Genomic DNA, 19,226 nt, shown 5'->3' on the forward strand with positions numbered 1-19,226 from the left:
GTGTCAGTGGTGCGTCGGGTTGCCGCGGCGTACGACTGGCCCGGGGGCCACTCGTCGGGCATGATGAGCTCGTGAACGAGCAGAGCCTGGATCGGGTGAACGCGTTCCTTTCCGAGGCGGCGCAGCGCACCCCGGTCGGCGAGGTGATGACGGTGACGCCCGCCGAGATCGGGCGCGAGCTCGGTTTCCCCGATGCTCTCTCCACCGCGAGGGCGGTTCGAGCACTCATCGCGCGAAGGCGACTCGAACCGGCACAGGGCTCCTATCGCCTGCTCGACAGCAGGCCCGTCGAGGCGGGCGAGAAGGAGTCGCTCGGACGGCGCCCACGCTCGGCTCGCCAGCCACGCGCCTCCGCGACGAGGCGCGCGGAGCCGGGCGCCGCTCGATACTCCGACTTCGGGCGAGCCGTGGTCGACCGCTTGGTCGAGGTGGGCCGGGAGGCCGCCGAGATGCGGGCCGCGCTGCGCTCGGCTCGTGAGGAGGCGCGAGAGGCGCGGCAAGGCCGTGACGAGGCCGAGAGCCGTGCGCGCGCGCTGTCGGAGAAGGTCCGAGAGCTCGAGGCTCGTGCCGAGATGGCCGAGTCGAACCTCCGCACGATGCTCGCCACGGTGCGGGCGAAGAACGCCGAGGACCCCGCCCGGGACGCGCGGGTCTCCGACTCGGAGATGGAGGCGATCCTGGGGGTGCTCAAGGGCGACGACACGGTGGAGACGCCGGGCGTGGCGGCACCGGGGCCGGAGACCGTCTGAGGCGTCAGCCGGCGGCCGCGCCGCTGCCGTGACGCAGGAAGGCCTCGTAGCAGGCCGCTTCGTGTTCCGGCGCCAGCTCCAGGAGCGCGAGGTCCTCGGTTCGGCACCGCGATTCGATACCGAGCTCGGCTGCACGTCCCGATTCGACGACCGGGCACCGGGGGTGGAACCGGCATCCCTCGGGGATGCGGGTCGGATCGGGTGGCTCGCCGGTGAGGATCGGGCGATCGAGACCTCCCGCCTCGGGCACCACGTCGAGCAGGGCCTTCGTGTAGGGGTGCTCGGGCCGCAGCAGCACGTCCTCGGCGGGCCCGATCTCGACGATGCGGCCGAGGTACATGATCGCGACGCGATCGGCGACGGTCCATGCGAGACCGAGGTCGTGGGTGACGATGATGATCGTGAGCCCGAGATCCTCGCGGAGCTTCATCAGCAGCTGCAGGATCTCCCCCCGCACCGATGCGTCGAGGTTCGAGACGGGTTCGTCGGCGACGATCACCTCGGGTTCGAGCACGAGCGCGCCGGCGATCACCACGCGCTGGCGCTGGCCACCAGACAGCTCGTGCGGGTAGCGCAGGAAGAACCGTTCGGGCGGGCGCAGGCCCGCACGGGAGAGCGCCTTGGCCACGAGCTGCTCCTCGGGCTCCCCGTTCGGCCCCCGATCGATGCCGTGGATGCGGAGCCCCTCGGCGATGATCTCGTAGATCGTCTGTCGCGGGTTGAGCGCGCCGGTCGGGTCCTGGAAGACCATCTGCACCTTGCGTCGATAGGGCTTCAGATCGCGGGGAAGCGGATCGCTCTCGAAGAGGATCTCGCCGCCGTCGACGGGCTGCAGCCCCATGATGGCTCGGGCCGTGGTGGTCTTGCCGCACCCGGATTCCCCGGCGAGCGCGACCACCTCGCCGCGACGCAGTTGGAACGACACGCCGTCGACGGCCCGCGACTGTGTGCCCTTCTTTCCCCGCAGTCCCTCGATGAGCCCGACCCGACCCTGGAACGTGACCTGCAGATCGCGCACCTCGATGACGGTCTCGCGCTCGTTCGCAGGCGGTGGAGGGGCCGCCGTGACCTCCGCACGGCTCATGTGCCGACCTCCATCGCCGTCTTCGCAGCGGGAACGAGCAGGCACGCGGCGCGTCGGCCCTCACCCGCGGGGTACAGCTGCGGTTCGGTCACGGAGCAGTCCTCGAACGCCTTCGGGCACCGGGGGTGGAACGAGCACCCCGACGGCACCTCGGCGGGATCCGGCGGGTCGCCGCCCAGGCCCATCGGCGCGCCACGGAATCGCTGATCGCCGATCTCCGGGAACGCGGCGGAGAGCGCCTCGGTGTAGGGATGCTGCGGCGAGTGGAAGACGGTCTCGGCCGGGCCTTCTTCGACGATCTTGCCCGCGTACATGATCGCGAGCTGGTCCGAGGTTTCGACGAGCACCGAGAGGTCGTGCGTGATGAAGAGCATGGACAGCCCCAGTTCACGCTGCAGCTCCTTCATGAGGCGCAGGACCTGTGCCTGGACCATGACATCGAGGGCCGTCGTGGGCTCGTCGGCGATCACCAGGGACGGCGAGCAGGCGAGCGCCATCGCGATCATCACGCGCTGCTTCTGGCCACCGGAGAGCTCGTGTGGGTAGTCCTGCATGCGACGAGTGGGCAGGCCCACCTGCTCCATCAGCGAGCCGACGCGCACACGGGCCTCCTTCTCGCCGGCCTGCTGGTGCACGGTGATCGCCTCGGCGATCTGGTCTCCGATCCGCTTGACGGGGTTCAGTGCGTGCATCGCGCCCTGGAAGACGATCGACGCTCCCGTCCACCGCACGGCGCGCAAACGCCCCGGCTTCATCTCGAGCACGTTCTCGCCCTCGAGCAGGACTTCGCCCTCGATCGTCGTGCTCGCCGGCAACAGCCGCAGCACGGCTCCTGCGATCGTCGACTTCCCGCAGCCCGATTCACCTGCGAGCCCGAGCACCTGTCCCTTGTCGACACCGAACGACACGCCGCGGACAGCCGGGATGCCGCCCGCCTGGGTGCGGTACGTCACGTGGAGATCGCGGACCTCCAACACGCTCATCGTTCACGGATCCTCGGGTTGATGATCTCGTCGAGGGCATACCCGCAGAGGGTGAACGCGAGCACGACGAGCACGATGCTGAGGCTGGGCGCGAGCAGCCACCACCAGGCCCCGATCGAGATCGCACCCGCGTCGAACGCGGCATCGATCATCGTGCCCCACGTGACCCGCCGAGGGTCACCGAGGCCGAGGAACGACAGGGAAGATTCCGCGAGGATCGCGATGGCCACCGTGAGGATCGTGTTGGCGAAGATCACCGGCATCACGTTCGGGAGGATGTGCCGGCTCACCACCTGGCCGTTCGTCGCGCCGAGTGCCCTGGAACGCTCCACGTAGGAGTGCTCCTTGACGGAGAGGGTCTGGGCACGCACGAGGCGCGCGGTGCCCGGCCAGGAGGTGAATCCGATGATGGCGATCAGCACGAAGATGTTCTGTCCGAGGATCGCCGCCAGCACGATCGCGAGCGGGAGCCACGGGATCACGAGGAAGAAGTCGGTCGTGCGCATCAGCAGCGTGTCGGACGTCCGGCCGAGATAGCCGGCCAGGATGCCGACCAAGGCGCCGATCACCATCGTGATCACGCTCGCCGTGAAGCCGACGATCAGCGACACTCGGGAGCCCTCGATCACGAGGGTGAGGACCGACCGACCGTCGGCGTCGGTGCCGAGCGGGTTGTTGGCGTTGGGGGGGCACGGCAGGGTCGCGAAGGTGCACGGCGCGATCGATTCTTCCGTCACGGCGGTCTTCGAGAGGGAGCTCCCGTCGATGAACAGCGAGGAGATCGCCATGCCGATGAAGAAGATCAAGATGATCATGCCGACCATCCCGAAGGGACTCCGCCGGTACTGCGCCCAGAATCGGGAGAAGGCGTCGCGCCGTCGCGTCCACCGGATCTGCCGTCCGGTCCGAATCTCGGTCGGCTCCACCTCGACGGGGGCTTCGTCGAGCTTCACGTCAGGCCGTCCTCACACGGGGATCGATGTAGGCGTACAGGAGGTCCGCGGTCAGGTTCGCCACCAGCACTCCGATGCTGAAGAACAGGAACGTGCCCTGCAGCAGGGCGTAGTCCCTCGCCTCGAGGGCTTCGAACGAGAGCAGCCCGACGCCCGGGTAGGAGAACACGAGCTCCACGGTGATCGCGCCTCCGAGCACGAAGCCGAACGAGAGGGCGATCAGCGTCACGGTCGGCAGCAGCGCGTTGCGCACCGCGTGCTTGCGGAGCACGAACTTCTCACGGAGCCCCTTGGCGCGCGCGAGGCTGATGTACTCCTCGCCGAGCACGTCGAGCAGCGATGATCGCATCACGAGGTAGAACTCCCCGATGAAAGCCAGGGTCAGGGTGAGCCACGGGAGGAACGCGTGGTTCAAGATGTCGAAGAGGCGGTCGGCTCCTGTCAGGTCGCCGGTGGCTGACTCGAACCCTCCGCTCGGGAAGAGCCCCAACCAGCCCGAGAACAGCAGCAACAGCATGATGCCCAACACGAATTCGGGGATCGAGTAGAGCACCAACGAACCCGTCATCGAGCTCATGTCGAGCGCTTGTCCGCGTTTCCACCCGCCGTAGATCCCGAGGATCACCCCGATCGCGATCGATGCGGCCGTGCTCGTGCCGACGAGGAAGAGGGTCTTCGGGAACTTCTCGAAGAAGACGGTGGTTACGTCTTCGCCCGGCGCGACGATCGACGACACGCCGAGGTCGAGCCGCAACGTCTGGCCCATGTACTGCACGTACTGGCCAGGGAAGACGGGTTTGTCGACGCCGAGCTCCTCCCGCATCTCCTGCTGTTCCGCCGGCGTCAGGCGCTGACCGGCTCCCTTGGTCAGGAGTCGGATCGGATCGCCCGGCAGGATCCGGAACAGGAAGAAGTTGAAGGTGAGGATGAAGAGGAGGGTGATGAGGGCCTGGCCGATCTTGCCGACCAGGTACCGCTGCGTCCCCACCCTCGCACCTTCCTCCGCGTGTCCCGGTATCCCCGATCAGGCGAGATCTTCGTCCGATCGTCCCCTCCTGACCAGGGCGACGATCACGACGATCGCGATCACGCCCGCGACGATGCCGAGCCACACACCCATCGGGATGCCGGATTCTCCTCCGGTCGAGCCACCGCCGCCGGTTCCACCGAAGCCTACGGGCCGGAGCGTGAGCTCGGAGTAGGGCGTGTATTGCCCGAGCAGGAACCCCTGGGGCTCCGGCGACTGGACGAGACCCTCCCAGCGATCGCTGCGGTAGGCCTCGAGCGTGTTGTTGTAGTACAGGACGACTTCGGGCACCTGGTCGTACACGAACCCCTGCATCTCGCTGATGATCTGCTGCCGATCCTCGACGCTCGTGGCCACCTGCTGGGCGTCGTACAGCTCGTCGTACTCGGCGTTACTGAAGCATGTGTCGCTCCAGACACCGCACTGGCCGGAGGTGAACGTGGACAGGATGAAGTCAGGATCGGGGTCGGGTGCCCATCCCCAGATGTACAGGTCGAAGTCGTGCTCGTACCAGATGTCGGTGAGCTCGTCGGTCGAACCCACCGTGATCTTGGTCGCGATGCCCAGATCGGTCAGCCAGTCGGCGATGAACTCGCCGGACTTCTGGTTCTCGTCGCTCTCGGAGCGCAGGAAGAAGCGGAACTCCAGCGGCTCCCCGTCGGGGGTCTCTCGGACGCCGTCGCCGTCGGTGTCGACGTATCCCGCATCTTCGAGCATCTGCGCGGCGCCGGCGGGATCGTACGCCTGCGTGTCCGAGGTCGGCTCCGTGTGCCATTGGGCGGCGAAGGGTGGCACGACCGTCGACCCGGGTTCCCCGTAGCCGCCGAGCACGCGTTCCACCAGCGTGTCGCGATCGATCACCTTCGAGATCGCCTGGCGGACCACGGGGTCGCGCAGCGCGGGGTGACCGGTGCCGGGGTTCTTCTCGCAGTAGTTGGCGAGCGTGGTGGCTGGGTCGCACATGTTGAAGCTCATCTGGTCGAACCCGGTCGCCGGACCGACGTTGGTCGTGATGCCCTCGGCACCCTCCAAAGAGTTGAACAGGTTCACGCTCACGTTCGAGATGTAGTCGATCTCACCCTGGCGCAGAGCCGAGACCATCGCCTCCTCGTTGTTGAACTTCCGCACGATGATCTCGTCGACGATCGGGGCACCCGCCCAGTAGTCCTCGTTCTTCGTCAGCGTCCACGTCTCACCGCGGGCGTACTCGGTGAGCTGGAAGGGTCCCGTGCCGATCGTGTCCGGGAAGTTCGCGAAGTTCCTCATGTCCGCGTAGCTGCCGAGCGGCTCCCAGATGTGCTTGGGCAGGATGTACACCCACGGAGGGATCACCGGCGCGATCGTCGGTTCGGTCGCCTTCCAGACGAGGGTGTTGTCGTCGACCGCCTCGATGCTCTCCACGTTGGGGAAGTAGTCGATGAACGAGCCGGTCTCGTTCTCGAGGATCGTGTTGAAGGTGAACTCGATGTCTTCCGCGGTGAACGGCTCGCCGTCGTGCCAGGTGACGCCGTCGCGGGTCGTGATCGTCCACGTGAGGCCGTCCTCACTGGACTCCCATTCGGTGGCGAGTCCGGGCGCGGCGCTCAGGTCGTCCTTGGCGAAGTTGATCATCAGGTCGTACTGGAGGCTGAGCACGTAGTAGGTCTCGGCCGTCAGCCCACGGAAGGGATTCACCGTCGGCAGGCCGGTCGTGGTACCGATCACGAACGAGATCTTCTCGTCGGAGGGTGACGTGTCCTGCGCGAGCGCGGTTCCGGCGAGGCCGAGGCCCGCCACCATCCCCATCGCCACGACCGTGGCCATCGCCCTGCGGATCGTTCTCATGTGATCTGTGCCTCCTCGTGAACGTCGAGCTGTGGTCGGTGTGAAGCGGCCCTTCGTGAGGTCGTCTTCATCAGGACTTTACGTTCGTGATGCGACCCCCGGTTCATCGATCGTGAGCGTCCTGGCGTCGGCGTCGAGGGTCGCGGTGACCCCCAGCGGCATCGAGGCGAGGTGTTTGCCATGGCCGAGAGGCAGCCTGTATAGCACCGGAACCCCCAGGCCCGCTAGATGCCGCTCGAACGCATCTTCCAGCGAGCGGTCCCGGGGGGTCTCCGGGCGCTCCTCCCGCCACCCGCAGTCCTTCATCTCGCCGATCACGACCCCCGCGACACGGTCGAGCTTGCCCGCGAGCCGCAGCTGGTCGAGGTGGACCTCGATGATGTACGTGGGCTCGTTCACCTCTTCGAAGAACAGGATCGCGCCGTCGAGGACCGGCTCGAAGGGTGTTCCGATCAGGTGCACGAGGGTGAAGAGGTTGCCACCCACGATCGGTGCGGTGACCCGGCCGGGCGCGATCGCGCGGACGTAGGGATCGTCGGGGTCGCGTGGCACCTGGCCGGCCCCGCCCTTCATGAATGCCTGCAGCGCCGAATCCCAGGTGAACGCGGTGCGCTCGGGGATCCCCATGGAGCCGAGGCCTGGGCCGTGCAGTGTGGCGAGCCCGGTCCGTTGGCGGAGCGCGACGTGCAGGTTCGTGATATCGGAGTAGCCCATGAGCGCCTTCGGGTTCGCGGCGATCAGGTCGTAGTCGAGGTGGGGGAGCACCTGCATCGCACCGGTGCCACCCCACAACACCTGGATCACGTCGACCTCGGGATCGCCGAACAGCGCGTTCAGGTCGGAAGCGCGTTGCTCGGGCGAGCCGGCGACGTAGTCGTCCTGGGCCCAGACGCCGTCGCTGAGCTTCACGTGGAAGCCGCGCTCCTGCCACCATTCCACGGGCCGCTCGATGTCGCTGCGGTTGTAGAACGGTCCGCTCGGCGAGCAGACGCCGATCGTGCCACCGGGGGGTAGTGGGGCGCCGAACAACGTGGCTGCGACGTGCGTCACGCGGTCGACGTCACCAGCGATCCGGGCGCTCGACCGAACGGATCGACGCGACGACCGGTCAGCGGGCACATGACGTTCGGTGCCTCCCCCACGATGCCGCGGATTATGCCGGAGCGAGCCACCTCGCGCTAGTCCCCGGTTCCGGTTCCTTGTCCCCCATCGCCTGAGGCGTCGCCGGCGTCCGTCGTCGCCCGTTCGACGATGCCGGAGATGAAGGCCGACTTCGACTCCGTGTAGGACAAGGTGTCGTTGGGGTGAGCGGCGGCGAGTTCCCGCTTCAGCGCCTCGTAGGCGGCCGCGTCGTCTGGATGGGTGCGGAGCCAGTCGCGGAAGGCGAGATGTCGCCGTTCCCAGGTCGAGCCGGCGGAGCAAGCGTGCAGGTGGAACGATCGCTCGCCGTCGATATCGCGGCTGAAGTACTCATGATCCACGTCCCACGGATCGAGGACCCAGCGGTAGCCGAGAGCCGTGAGGGGCTCGACGTAGGCATCACGAGGCGTCATCGCGACCAGCGAGAGTTGGATGTCGACGATCGGTTTGGCGGCCAGGCCGGCGACGGCGGTCGACCCGACGTGATCGATCCGCGCGACCAGATCGGGTGGGAGCGAGCCGACGATGCGGGAGGCCTCGGCCTCGAACCGTCCGGGCCATGCCGTGTCTGGGTCGACGATGCGGTAGTCGCGACCCCGCCCACCGGATCCCTTCGGCGTCGCCCGGCTGCCGCGAAGGCGTGCGAGCAGCACGAGCGCGTCGAACACCGACTGCTGGACCGGGTCGGTCGGGGCGGTCTCTTCCGGGTGCCACTGCACGCCCACGATCCAGGGTTCGGCCGTCGGGTCGTCCGTGTGCCCAACGTCGAGCTCGATCGCCTCGACGAGGCCGTCCGGACTGCGTCCCGACACCCGCAACCGGTCGCCGATCCGTGCGACGCCCTGGTGATGGTGCGACGAGCACGTGAGGTCGCCCGACTTCGTGATCGCGGCGAGGTACGACCGCGGTTCCGGGGTCACCGGATGGAGCGTCTCGGTGCCCTCCAGCGGCACACCGTGCTCGAGCAGTTCGGGTCGATCCGGAAGGTGCTGGTCCAGCGTGCCGCCGTAGGCGACGTTCATGACCTGCATGCCACGACAGATGCACAGCGCGGGGACCCGCGTGCGTTCGGCGGTCAGGAGCAGGTCGGTCTCGAAGGCGTCGCGGTCGGACTCCACCCCGTAGTTGTGCTCGAGGTCGGGCACGGCGCCGTACCTGGAGGGATCGACGTCACCGCCGCCGACGAGCAGGAGGCCGTCGTAAGGCTCGAGGACGTCCTCGGGAGGGCCGAGCTCGCCGGGCGAGACGATCGCGGTGCGTCCCCCCGAGCGGCGGAGTGCGGCGATGTAGGGGGCCGGCACCCCGTAGCCGCCATCTGGCCAGCGGGCGACTCGATCATCGGCGAGGTGGTACGCGACGACGGCGACGAGCGGCCGATACGCGCCGTAGACCCCCGAGCCGCTCGTCATCGGAGGGCCGTCGAACCGGCGAACCGCGTGAACACCTCGCGTCCCTTGGCCTCATGGCGATCCTGGAGCCGGGCGGCCTCGTCACGGATCCGTTGGGCCGACTTGCCCCACGACCGCTCGAGCGGCCCGTCGGCTTGTTCGAACGAGCCCAGCCACATGTCGATCTCCCGCCGATCGATCTCGAAGTGCCACTGCACGCCCCAGGTCGTGTCGCCCACCCGGTAGGCCTGATTCCTCACCTGGTCGCCCGTCGCGAGTGGGACCGCCCCCGCGGGCATCTCGAACGTGTCCATGTGCCACTGGAAGACCTGGTCGCCATCCTCGTAGTGAGACAGGAGCTCGTCCTCTCGGGCAGCGGGGGTCGGCCTGATCGGCTCGTACCCGACCTCACGGACGGGTGCCTTCAGGACGGTCGCGTCGAGCGACCAGGCGAGCAACTGGGCGCCGAAGCAGATGCCGAGGTACGGCACGGCGCGGTCGATCGCTTCGAGGGTGAGCTCGCGGGCTTCCTTGATGAAGGGCTGCTCCTCGGCGTGCTCGACGTTGTAGGAGCTGCCGAACAGCACGACGCCGGAGATGCCATCCAGAGGAGGGCGGGGGTCCCCGTCGAGGGCCTCCCAGGTGACGGTGGCTGCCCCGGCGCTTTCCAACGACGCGCGAGCGATGCCGAACGTCTCTTCCGGATCGCACCGCACGAGCAGGATCGGCTCCATGGCCCACGATTCTAGGTGCTACCGTCGCCCCATGAGCGCCTCGATCGACCCCCACGACATGCTCGACATCGACCACCTGCTGAGCGACGACGAACGGGCGGTCCGCGATACCGCGAGGGAGTGGGTGCGCGGCCGGATCCTGCCTGAGGTGGAGGAGTGGTACGAGGCGGGCGAGTTCCCGGCACGCGAGCTCGCGAAGGAGCTCGGGGGGATGGGCTTCCTCGGCATGCAGCTGAAGGGCGAGGGCATGCTCGGCCTGAACGCGGTCGCCTACGGACTGGTCGAGCTCGAGCTGGAGGCCGGTGACTCCGGCCTGCGGTCGTTCGTGTCCGTGCAGAGCGCACTGGCCATGTTCGCGATCCTCACGTATGGGAGCGACGAACAGCGCGCGGAGTGGCTTTCTCGTATGACGAGCGGCGATGCGATCGGATGCTTCGGTCTGAGCGAGCCCGACTCCGGCAGCGATCCGGGGTCGATGCGCACGTTCGCCCGGCGCGACGGCGACGACTGGGTGCTCTCGGGCACGAAGATGTGGATCACGAACGGCAGCGTGAGCGACGTGGCGATCGTGTGGGCGAACACCGACGAGGGCGTGCGCGGCTTCGTCGTGCCGTGCGACGCGCCGGGGTTCAGCGCCCCCGACATCCACAAGAAGATGTCGCTGCGCGCGAGCGTGACGAGCGAGCTCGTGATGGACGACGTGCGCCTTCCCGCTGGCTCGATGCTGCCCGGGGTCGAAGGGCTCAAGGGTCCGCTCTCCTGCCTGAACGAGGCCCGATACGGCATCGTCTGGGGCGTGATGGGCGCCGCGCGCGCGTGCTTCGAGTCGGCCCTGAACTACGCGAAGGAGCGTGTGCAGTTCGGGAAGCCGATCGCGGCGTTCCAGCTCACCCAGAAGAAGTTCACCGACATGGCCCTCGAGATCGAGAAGGGCCGGCTGCTGGCTTACCACCTCGGTCGTATGAAGGACGAAGGGCGACTGCGCCCCGAGCAGGTCTCGATCGGGAAGCTCAACAACACGCGCGAGGCGCTGGCGGTGGCTCGCACCTCCCGGGGCATCCTCGGCGCGAACGGGATCACGCTCGAGTACCCGATCATGCGCCACATGACGAATCTCGAGTCCGTGATCACCTACGAGGGCACCGAAGAGGTGCACACGCTGGTGATCGGTGGGCTCCTCACCGGCCACCGCGCGTTCGTCTGAGAGGAACGTCAGTCGGCGACGTCGATACCGTCGAGCACGAGGACCTCGATCGGTGCCTCGAGGAGATCGTTCACCCGGCTTCGGTACTCGATGTAGTGGCTGGACGCGCGATGCTCCCCGAGGGCCACCTCGTCCCGGTAGCGCTCGAACAGATGGAACGACTCGGCGTCGTCGTCCCCGTGACGCCGGTACAGGTCGTAGGACTCGCACCCGGGTTCCGAGCGGGTGTGCCCGACCATCCACGCGAGCAGCTCCTGGAGGTCGCGCTCCTTCCCGGCGATCGGCCGGAACGACGCGAAGACGATGACCGGGCTCTCACTCATCGTGGTGCCGTAGTGTAGCCGGACCGCGGGGCGGGCCGCGGGTCCCGGGACGCACTGGAGCGGAGGGGACATGGTGCGGCTACTGATCGTCGATCCACTCTTGGTGACCGAGGAGTTCGGCATCGGCCCCGGGTGGGCGGGCGCCGAGCACGACGTCGTGATCCCTGCCGGCTTCTCGACGGCCGAGCTTCGATCGCCGCTGGAGACGGCGGAGGGCATCCTCACCGCGCACGCCCCCGTCACCGAGGAGATGATCCTCTCCGCTCCGTCCTTGAGGCTCGTCGCCAAGCCCGGGGCGGGCGTCGACAACATCGACGTGGGTGCGGCGTCTGCACGCGGAGTCGTGGTGACGAACGTCCAAGGGGTCCGCGGCAGAGCGGTCGCCGAGCACGCCCTCATGATGATGATGTATCTGGCCCGCCACGCCTGGATGCGGGACGACCCGGCGTGGCAGGGGACGACCGGGGTGCAGATGGGCGGCAAGACGCTCGGGGTCGCCGGGTTCGGTGAGATCGGCGCCCTGCTCGCCCGCTTCGGCGACGGCCTCGGCATGGAGGTGGTCGCGCACACGCGCACGCCGGATCCGTCCCGCGCGCCGGACGTGCCGGTCCGGTTCGTCGCGCGCGAGCAGCTGTTCAGGGACGCCGACGTCGTGGTGCTGAGCCTGCCGCTGACCGACGCGACGCGGCACATGGTGGATCGGCAGGCGCTGGCGCTGATGAAGGAGACGGCCTACCTGGTCAACGTGTCGAGAGGCCCTGTCGTGGCCACTGACGACCTCGTCGAGGCGTTGCGAGAAGGCCGCCTGGCCGGGGTCGGCCTCGACGTGACCGACCCTGAGCCCCTGCCGCCGGGTCACGAGCTGCGCTCGTTCTCGCGGGTGCTGATCTCACCGCACAACGCGGGCCGAACGGTGGAGTCCCAGGCCGAGGCGCTGGGCCGCATGCGAGACAACGTGCGGGCGGTGCTCGCTGGTGAGGAGCCGCGGGACCTCGTCACGCCGTAGCCCGCGGTCCTCGCCTCGATCGAATCAACAGGCTTCGACGGCGCTCATCGCATAGGCGAGCATCGTGTAGTACCCGACCGTGAGCACGAGCTCGATGAATCCCTGCGTGCCGACGAGCTCGCGCGCGGTGCGGAAGGTCTCGTCGGCGACCCCGCCGGTCTCGCAGAGCTCCTGCACCAGGCGGGCGAGGGCGCTCGCCCGCGGGTCGAGCCCAGTCCCCCCCGCCTGCAACGCAGCGAGCATGTCGTTGCCGATGCCCACCGAGCGCGCTGCCTCGAGGTGCGACTCCCAGATGAACGCGCATCCCTGCGAGTGTCCGGTGGCGAGTGTCACGAGCTCGCGATCGACGTCCGAGAGGTGCGACTCGAACCTGATCGCGTGTCCGAGGTCGGCCACACGTGTGGCAAGCGCGGGGGCGTGCAGCAAGGCCTCGAACGGGCGCAGCATCGAGCCCCTGCTCTGCACGATCGCGTCGAACGTCGGCCGGTCGTTCGGATCCAGTTGTTCCCGGTCGGTGATCAGGGGCACGCGGCTCACGTCAGGCCGCCGTTCGCCTCGCTCATGACTCGATCCTCCTCGTCCGCCTTCACGTCGCCTCGCCGGAGCCGTCGGTGAGCGCGGAGCGAGCGAGCAAGGTCGCGACGTCGGCGACCTCGGGTCCCGCACCCGCGGCGTTCGCCGCGTCGTCCAGCATCACGAGGCAGAAGGGACAGGCCGTCGCGACGACCTCGGCACCGGTCCTCACGGCTTCCGCGTAGCGCGTCTCGTTGATGCGGGCGTCGCCGCCTTCCTCCATCCAGAAGCGCGCCCCGCCGGCGCCGCAGCAGAACGAGCGTTCGCGGGTGCGTGGCATCTCCTCGACCTCACCGGCAACGGCGCCGAGCACGTCGCGCGGTGCGTCGTACCGGTCGTTGTGCCGACCGAGGTAGCACGCGTCGTGATAGGTCACCGCGACCGAGGTGCGCGACGGGTGCAGCCTGCCCTCACGCACGAGCTTCGCCAGCAGTTCGGAGTGGTGCACGACGTCGTACCTGCCGCCGTAGTCCGGGTACTCGTTCGCCAGCGTGTTGAAGCAGTGAGCGCAGCTCGCGACGATCGTGGTCACGCCGGCTTCGTTCAGCGTGGAGACGTTGCGTTCGGCGAGGGTCTGGAACAGGAACTCGTGTCCCATGCGCCGGACGGGGTCGCCCGTGCACGACTCACGTGCGCCGAGCACCGCGACGTCGACCCCGGCGGCCTGCAACAGACGCACGGTCGAGCGGGTCGCCTCTCGCGCCCGCTCGTCGAATGCGCCGGCGCACCCGACCCAGAAGAGCACCTCGGGCGCCGGGTCCCCGGGGCCGAGCACGCGGACGTCGAGTCCCGTTGCCCAGTCCATGCGGGCGCTCGCCGGTTGGCTCCAGGGGTTCTCGCCGGGACCCTCGACGCCGCGTAGCAGCGTGCCCGCCTCCGACGGGAACCGTGACTCGGCCATCACGAGGTGACGTCGCAGATCGACGATCGTGTCGACGTGCTCGATGTCGACCGGGCATTCACGCACGCATGCGCCGCACGTCACGCAGTCCCAGACGACCTCGTCGGTGACCGCGTTCGGCACGAGGGGCTGCAGCTCAAGCTCGCCGGCTGGCGCTGCGGCCACGTGGTCGCGGAGCCCCATGATCAGCAGCTTCGGACTGAGCGGCTTCCCCGTGGTCCACGCGGGGCAGACGTCTTGGCAGCGGCCGCATTCCGTGCACGAGAAGAGGTCGAGCGTCTGCTTCCTCGTGAGGTCGGTGGCGACCCCGGCGCCGAAGCGCATCTCCTCCTCGGGACCTTCGAGGTCGATGCGCAGAGGCGTCAGGTGTCCGCTCGGCGCCCCCTTCGCGAGCCACACGTTGGGCGCCGCGGTGACGATGTGCAGATGCTTGGAGCCTGGCAGGTAGACGAGGAAGCCGAGCACGAGCAGCAGGTGCAGCCAGACGAGGACCCGCTCGGCCACCTCGAGGGTGCCCCTCGACACACCGTCGATCGAGTCGGCGAGCCATCCGGTGATGGGGCCTTCGACGTGGACGAGCCCGAGCGCCACGCGGGTCGCCTGCCACAGCAGCAGCGACACGACGATCGCGGTGATCATCAGCAGGATGCGGTCGGCCTCCTCGAGGTGTGAGCCTCGGAACCGGTCGGGGCGCTGGACCTTACGGATCCACACCGCGACGGTGACTCCGGCGAGCACGCCGATGGCGAACACATCGACGATCCAAGCGAACCAGGTCGTGTCGCCGATCAGCGGAAGGTGACCGTGCGGATCCACGATCGCGACCGCGGCCTCCACGATGGTCGGCAGCAGCACGACGAAACCCCAGAAGATCGCGGCGTGCATCAGGCCCGGCACGAGCCGCTGGAAGAGCTTTCGCTGCCCCACGACCTCGACGAGCTCGCGACGAACTCGGTCGCCGCCGGCCCCTGCCCACTCGGGATCGTCGGGCCGCGCGGCGCGCAGGGTTGCGACCCGGGGTGCGGCCCGACGCCAGGCGAGCACGCCCGCGGCGGCGATCGCCGCGAACAGCAGCGCCACGCTCAGCGCCCGGTCCGTCGGCGGACCTCCTCCGTGAGCGCGGGCAGCACCTGGAAGAGGTCGCCGACGACGCCGAGGTCGGCCATCTTCAAGATCGGCGCCTCGGGGTCCTTCGTGATGGCCACGATCCGGCGCGAGCCCTTCATGCCGACCGCATGCTGCAGCGCCCCGCTGATGCCGGCCGCGAGGTACACCTCGGGCTTCACGGTGGCGCCCGTCTGCCCGATCTGCAGCGCGTAAGGCACCCACCCGGCGTCGACCGCGGCTCGCGAGGCGCCGATCGCGGTATCTCCGATCGCCCCGGCCAGCTCCTCGAGCAACCGGAAGCCCTCGGGGCCGCCCAAGCCACGTCCCCCGGCGACCACGACCTTCGCGTCGTCGAGGCTCGGACCCGTGGCGCCCGGATCTGTCCGTGAGAGCACGCTCGCCGATACGAACCCGGCGGGCTCGACCACGTCCACGATGACGACCTCGGCCGTGCCGCCCACGGCAGCGGGCTCGAAGGACCGAGGGCGCATCAGCACGAGGTGTGGGCGGGGCCCCGCGAGGTCGACATCGACGACCGTGGTGCCTCCGAGGATCTCGGCACGTGCCCGGTCGATGGTCGGCAGGTCCACCGCGTTCGCCATCACCGTCGAGCCCGTCAGCGCCTGCACACGACCCGCGACGTCGCGGGCGCGGTACGACGACGGGAAGAGCACGACGTCGGGCGAGTCTCGGGCGATGAGGGCAACGAGCGTGTGGGCGGCCACGCGCGAGGTGGGTTCCTCGAGTCGATCGTCGTCGCTGGCGTACACGCGGATGGCGCCATGCTCGCCCAGCGCGGCGACAGCGTCGGTAGCTCGGGGACCGAACGCAACGGCACCGATCTCGCCCCCGAGCTCCCGGGCCTTCGTCAGGAGCTCGAGTGCCGAGCTCGCGAGACCGTCGGACGTCAGGTCGGCCCAGATCCACACGCCCGTCACCTCAGATCACCCGGGCCTCTTCGAGCAGGTCGGCGATCTCGGCGGCCGCGTCGGGACCGGCCTCGATCACTCGGCCGCCAGCCTTCTCGGGCGCGGTTCCGACGCCGGTCACCGACTGCGTCGACCGGATCTCGTCGGCGACGAGGCCCAGCTCCGTCAGCGACGGGCGGTCGACCGGCTTCGACTTCGCCGCCATCACCCCTTTGAGGCTCGGGTAGCGCGGGGCCGCCACACCCGTGGTCGAGGTGACGAGCGCCGGCAGCGGGCAAGCCAGAGCCTCCGAGCCGGAGGCCGTCTGGCGCTCCGCCTGGAGCTCGGCCCCGTCGATCACATCGAACGAAGTTGCGAACGTGACGCTCGGCAGTTCCAGGAGTTCGGCGAGCGTGATCGGCAACGTGCCCGTGTAGCCGTCGGTCGACTCGACGGCCGCCACGACCAGGTCGATCGGCCCGAGGCGGCGGATCGCCGCGGCGAGCACCCGTGCGGTGACCAGCGTGTCCGAACCTCTGAGGGCCGGATCGGTGATGAGGACCGCGCGCGCAGCCCCCATCGCGAGCCCGCGTTGCACGGCCGCCACGGCGATCTCGGGCCCCATCGACACGATCGTGACCTCCCCGCCATCGCGTTCCACGAGCTGGAGCGCACGTTCGAGGCCGTACTCGTCGCCGGGGTCGAGCGCGCCGTCGGCACCCTCGCGCACGAGCAGGTGGTCGGTTCCGAGCGTCGGTGTGCCCTGCGGCTCCGGCACCCACTTCACGAGTACTGCGACGTTCACGCCGTGATGCTAGCCGTTGCTAGGCTCGCGATGCAGGCGAGGACGTCTCGCGCTCGGGAAGGCTCAGTGGACCGCATCCATCTGGAGGACATCGAGGTCGGGTCCGTGCTCGAGAGCACGGCGCGCCTGGTCACCGCCCACGACATCGCCGCCTTCGCCGACCTCACCGGCGACCGAAACCCGCTGCACGGGGACCCTGCGGTCGTCGCCGAGAGCTCGCCGTACGACGCCCCGATCGCGCACGGGCTGCTCGTCACATCGCTCTCCAGCGGACAGGCGACGGCCGCCGACGAGTGGGCCCTCGGCATCTACCTCGAGGAGTCGCGGACCTTCACGGCGCCCGTCTACGCCGGCGACTCGATCCGCACGATCTCGAGGGTCACCGACGTGCGTCGCTCGCGTTCGAGCCCCGATCGAGGCATCGTGAGGCTCGACGTTCGGGTCGTGAACCAGCGGGGCGACGCCGTCCAGACGGGGGTCGATGTCGTGCTCGTGGGAGCTCGGCCCCGAACTCCCCGGTGAAGATCGTCTGCTTCCCGGAGTCGGGTGTCCCGCTCGAGCTGCGGCGTCAGCAGGTCGCCCTGCAGGACCGCGCGTGGCCGGCGGACGAGCCGTCGAGCCCGGCGCCCTGGCACGATCCTGCGCTGCAGGCGTTCTCGATGTTGCTCCTCGTCGACGACCGGGTCGTCGCCGCGCTCGACGTCCTCACCAAGGTGATCGAGCCAGGCGGCCATCGCCTCGTGGTCAGCGGTTTCTCGGCGGTCGTGACCGACGCCGCGCTGCAGGGCCGCGGGTACGGCCGGATCGTGGAGGCGGGGCGCGAGCTGATGCGGGCGCGAGGCGACGACCTCGGCATCTTCACGTGCGACCGCGACCTGCAGCGCTTCTACGAGGGGGCGGGGTGGCAGCTGCTCGCCGGGACGGTGCTGATAGGCGGCGCTCCTGAGGACCCGTTCCCGAGCGACGTCCTCGGCAAGGTGACGCTCGGCTCGTTCTTCTCCGCAGCCGGGCGCGCAGCGGCCGACCACATCGTGGGGCACCGCGTCGAGCTGTACCCGGGATCGATCGACCGGCTCTGGTAACTGGCCCACCTCAGCCGCGCTCGAAGTACCTCGTCAACTCCCAGTCGGTCACGCACAGGTTGTCGAAGATCGCCTGTTCCTGCACGGCGGTGTTCAGCAGGTGCCCGAAGACGAAGTCGCCGAACGCCTCCTTGGCCACCTTGCTCTTGCGGAAGACGTCGATCGCCTCGTGCAGGCTCGTCGGCACGCGCGGTACTCGCTTGGCCTCGTACGCATTGCCCACGAACATCGCCGGCGGCTCGATCTCGTTCTCGAGCCCGTACAGGCCGCCGGCGATCGTGGCCGCATATGCGAGGTAGGGATTCACGTCGGCCCCGGGGATGCGGTCCTCGACACGCGCGGCGGTGTGCTCGCCGACCGTGCGGAACCCGCAGGTGCGATTGTCGCGGCTCCAGACGATCGCCGTCGGCGCCCACGAACCGAGCTGGTAGCGCTTGTACGAGTTCACGAACGGTGCGAACAGGAACGACATCTCGCGCGCCGTCGCCATAAGCCCGCCCATGTAGTGACGGTAGGTCGGTGACAGGTGGTGCTCGCCCGTCTCGTCGTACATGAGCGACTTCGTCCCTTTCGCGTTCCACACGCTGGAGTGCATGTGGCACGACGAGCCGGCCTCCTCCATCGTCCATTTCGCCATGAACGTCGCGGCGACGCCGTTGGCCGCGCAGATCTCCTTCACGCCGTGCTTGTAGAGGACGTGGTAGTCGGCCGTGGTCAAGGCGTCGGCGTAGGTGATGTTGATCTCGTGCTGGCCCTTGCCGAACTCACCCTTCGAGAATTCCACCGGGATGCCTGCGCCCCGCATGCCGTTGCGGATCTGTCGGATGATCCACTCGTCCTTGGTGGTCTGGAGCATGTGGTAGTCCATGATGTAGCTCGACGACGGCCGCGCATCGCGGTACCCGCGGTCGGCGAGCTCGTCGTAGCCGTCCTTGAACAGGTAGAACTCCAGCTCCGACCCGGTCTTGATCGTGTAACCGGCCTTCGTCGCCCGTTCGATCTGGCGCTTGAGGATCTGCCGCGGCGCAACCTCGACCGGCTCGCCCGTGTCCTCGTCGGCAACGTCGCAGATCACCATCGCCGTCTTCTCGAGCCACGGGCACAAGCGCAAGGTGGTCATGTCGGGCACCATTCGGAAGTCGCCGTACCCCGTCTCCCAGCTCGCGTACTCGTAGCCGGGGAGGGGTTCCATCTCCATATCGATCGCGAGCAGGTAGAGGCACGCGTGCAGGCCCTCCTCACCGAGGACCTCGTGCAGGAAGAAGTCGGGCATCACGCGCTTGCCCATGAATCGACCCTGAAGGTCGGTGAACATGCACAGCACGGTGTCGATCTCGCCGGCGTTCGACCGGGCCTCGAGCTCCTTCGCGTCGAGCATGCCTACCTGTTCCATCGCCCCTCCTCACCCACCGACAAGGGCACGGCGGCCGTTGCC

Annotated in this window: 19 protein-coding genes; 5 read left to right on the forward strand and 14 right to left on the reverse strand. The window is 68.7% G+C overall.

Annotated elements, in window-relative coordinates:
* Positions 1 to 71: 71 nt before the first annotated feature.
* Positions 72 to 749, forward strand: coding sequence for a hypothetical protein (locus VFI59_14525; GenBank protein ID HET6714906.1), 678 nt, complete (start codon positions 72 to 74; stop codon positions 747 to 749).
* A gap of 4 nt (positions 750 to 753) precedes the next feature.
* On the opposite strand, the gene VFI59_14530 is transcribed toward VFI59_14525, so the two are convergent.
* From VFI59_14530 to VFI59_14565, 8 genes are all read right to left on the reverse strand, one after another.
* Entirely contained in the window at positions 754 to 1,833 is a 1,080-nt protein-coding gene (locus VFI59_14530; protein ID HET6714907.1) for an ABC transporter ATP-binding protein, read from the reverse strand.
* Positions 1,830 to 2,816 (reverse strand): ABC transporter ATP-binding protein, encoded by a 987-nt coding sequence (locus VFI59_14535; protein ID HET6714908.1) that lies wholly within the window; start codon positions 2,814 to 2,816, stop codon positions 1,830 to 1,832. The genes VFI59_14530 and VFI59_14535 overlap by 4 nt, the downstream gene beginning before the upstream one ends.
* On the reverse strand, positions 2,813 to 3,769 hold the full coding sequence (locus tag VFI59_14540) for an ABC transporter permease (GenBank protein ID HET6714909.1): 957 nt from the start codon (positions 3,767 to 3,769) through the stop codon (positions 2,813 to 2,815). The genes VFI59_14535 and VFI59_14540 overlap by 4 nt, the downstream gene beginning before the upstream one ends.
* Before the next feature lies 1 nt (position 3,770).
* Entirely contained in the window at positions 3,771 to 4,757 is a 987-nt protein-coding gene (locus VFI59_14545) for an ABC transporter permease (GenBank protein HET6714910.1), read from the reverse strand.
* A 36-nt stretch (positions 4,758 to 4,793) separates the two neighbouring features.
* Positions 4,794 to 6,620 (reverse strand): ABC transporter substrate-binding protein, encoded by a 1,827-nt coding sequence (locus VFI59_14550; GenBank protein HET6714911.1) that lies wholly within the window; start codon positions 6,618 to 6,620, stop codon positions 4,794 to 4,796.
* Positions 6,621 to 6,698: 78 nt separating this feature from the next.
* Positions 6,699 to 7,670 carry an LD-carboxypeptidase gene (locus tag VFI59_14555; GenBank protein HET6714912.1) on the reverse strand — a complete coding sequence of 324 codons (972 nt, stop codon included), beginning with the start codon at positions 7,668 to 7,670 and terminating at the stop codon, positions 6,699 to 6,701.
* Between the two features lie 128 nt (positions 7,671 to 7,798).
* Positions 7,799 to 9,169 carry a GrpB family protein gene (locus tag VFI59_14560; protein ID HET6714913.1) on the reverse strand — a complete coding sequence of 457 codons (1,371 nt, stop codon included), beginning with the start codon at positions 9,167 to 9,169 and terminating at the stop codon, positions 7,799 to 7,801.
* On the reverse strand, positions 9,166 to 9,882 hold the full coding sequence (locus VFI59_14565) for a type 1 glutamine amidotransferase (protein HET6714914.1): 717 nt from the start codon (positions 9,880 to 9,882) through the stop codon (positions 9,166 to 9,168). The genes VFI59_14560 and VFI59_14565 overlap by 4 nt, the downstream gene beginning before the upstream one ends.
* A 31-nt stretch (positions 9,883 to 9,913) precedes the next feature.
* On the opposite strand from VFI59_14565, the gene VFI59_14570 reads away from it, so the two are divergent.
* Entirely contained in the window at positions 9,914 to 11,086 is a 1,173-nt protein-coding gene (locus tag VFI59_14570) for an acyl-CoA dehydrogenase family protein (GenBank protein ID HET6714915.1), read from the forward strand.
* Between the two features lie 8 nt (positions 11,087 to 11,094).
* Here the strand turns inward: VFI59_14570 and VFI59_14575 are convergent, their stop codons facing one another.
* Positions 11,095 to 11,409, reverse strand: coding sequence for a putative quinol monooxygenase (locus VFI59_14575; protein HET6714916.1), 315 nt, complete (start codon positions 11,407 to 11,409; stop codon positions 11,095 to 11,097).
* A 70-nt stretch (positions 11,410 to 11,479) separates the two neighbouring features.
* Here VFI59_14575 and VFI59_14580 point away from each other — a divergent pair, with 70 nt between their 5' ends.
* Positions 11,480 to 12,415 (forward strand): NAD(P)-dependent oxidoreductase, encoded by a 936-nt coding sequence (locus tag VFI59_14580; protein ID HET6714917.1) that lies wholly within the window; start codon positions 11,480 to 11,482, stop codon positions 12,413 to 12,415.
* A 24-nt stretch (positions 12,416 to 12,439) separates the two neighbouring features.
* Here VFI59_14580 and VFI59_14585 read toward each other — a convergent pair whose 3' ends face one another.
* The 4 genes from VFI59_14585 to VFI59_14600 are packed head-to-tail and all read right to left on the reverse strand — an operon-like array spanning position 12,440 to position 16,709.
* Positions 12,440 to 12,952 (reverse strand): carboxymuconolactone decarboxylase family protein, encoded by a 513-nt coding sequence (locus VFI59_14585; GenBank protein HET6714918.1) that lies wholly within the window; start codon positions 12,950 to 12,952, stop codon positions 12,440 to 12,442.
* A 49-nt stretch (positions 12,953 to 13,001) separates the two neighbouring features.
* On the reverse strand, positions 13,002 to 14,969 hold the full coding sequence (locus tag VFI59_14590; GenBank protein HET6714919.1) for a (Fe-S)-binding protein: 1,968 nt from the start codon (positions 14,967 to 14,969) through the stop codon (positions 13,002 to 13,004).
* A gap of 2 nt (positions 14,970 to 14,971) precedes the next feature.
* Positions 14,972 to 15,925, reverse strand: a complete 954-nt coding sequence (locus VFI59_14595) for an electron transfer flavoprotein subunit alpha/FixB family protein (protein HET6714920.1) — start codon at positions 15,923 to 15,925, stop codon at positions 14,972 to 14,974.
* A gap of 10 nt (positions 15,926 to 15,935) precedes the next feature.
* Positions 15,936 to 16,709, reverse strand: a complete 774-nt coding sequence (locus VFI59_14600) for an electron transfer flavoprotein subunit beta/FixA family protein (GenBank protein ID HET6714921.1) — start codon at positions 16,707 to 16,709, stop codon at positions 15,936 to 15,938.
* A 66-nt stretch (positions 16,710 to 16,775) separates the two neighbouring features.
* Here VFI59_14600 and VFI59_14605 point away from each other — a divergent pair, with 66 nt between their 5' ends.
* Together VFI59_14605 and VFI59_14610 are read left to right on the forward strand one after the other, a co-directional pair.
* Positions 16,776 to 17,231, forward strand: a complete 456-nt coding sequence (locus VFI59_14605) for a MaoC family dehydratase (protein ID HET6714922.1) — start codon at positions 16,776 to 16,778, stop codon at positions 17,229 to 17,231.
* Positions 17,228 to 17,791, forward strand: a complete 564-nt coding sequence (locus VFI59_14610; protein HET6714923.1) for a GNAT family N-acetyltransferase — start codon at positions 17,228 to 17,230, stop codon at positions 17,789 to 17,791. Before VFI59_14605 ends, VFI59_14610 begins: the two co-directional genes overlap by 4 nt.
* A gap of 10 nt (positions 17,792 to 17,801) precedes the next feature.
* On the opposite strand, the gene VFI59_14615 is transcribed toward VFI59_14610, so the two are convergent.
* Entirely contained in the window at positions 17,802 to 19,184 is a 1,383-nt protein-coding gene (locus VFI59_14615; protein HET6714924.1) for a glutamine synthetase family protein, read from the reverse strand.
* Positions 19,185 to 19,226: the final 42 nt, after the last annotated feature.

It is taken from the genome of Actinomycetota bacterium (assembly GCA_035697485.1).
Lineage (GTDB): Bacteria > Actinomycetota > UBA4738 > UBA4738 > HRBIN12 > JAOUEA01.

Excerpts from the sequence above, each read along its gene's own strand:
- VFI59_14530 (HET6714907.1), bottom strand. The coding sequence starts at position 1,833 with ATGAGCCGTGCGGAGGTCACGGCGGCCCCTCCACCGCCTGCGAACGAG.
- VFI59_14535 (HET6714908.1), bottom strand. The coding sequence starts at position 2,816 with ATGAGCGTGTTGGAGGTCCGCGATCTCCACGTGACGTACCGCACCCAG.
- VFI59_14550 (HET6714911.1), bottom strand. The coding sequence starts at position 6,620 with ATGAGAACGATCCGCAGGGCGATGGCCACGGTCGTGGCGATGGGGATG.
- VFI59_14560 (HET6714913.1), bottom strand. The coding sequence starts at position 9,169 with ATGACGAGCGGCTCGGGGGTCTACGGCGCGTATCGGCCGCTCGTCGCC.
- VFI59_14565 (HET6714914.1), bottom strand. The coding sequence starts at position 9,882 with ATGGAGCCGATCCTGCTCGTGCGGTGCGATCCGGAAGAGACGTTCGGC.
- VFI59_14570 (HET6714915.1), top strand. The coding sequence starts at position 9,914 with ATGAGCGCCTCGATCGACCCCCACGACATGCTCGACATCGACCACCTG.
- VFI59_14575 (HET6714916.1), bottom strand. The coding sequence starts at position 11,409 with ATGAGTGAGAGCCCGGTCATCGTCTTCGCGTCGTTCCGGCCGATCGCC.
- VFI59_14580 (HET6714917.1), top strand. The coding sequence starts at position 11,480 with ATGGTGCGGCTACTGATCGTCGATCCACTCTTGGTGACCGAGGAGTTC.
- VFI59_14615 (HET6714924.1), bottom strand. The coding sequence starts at position 19,184 with ATGGAACAGGTAGGCATGCTCGACGCGAAGGAGCTCGAGGCCCGGTCG.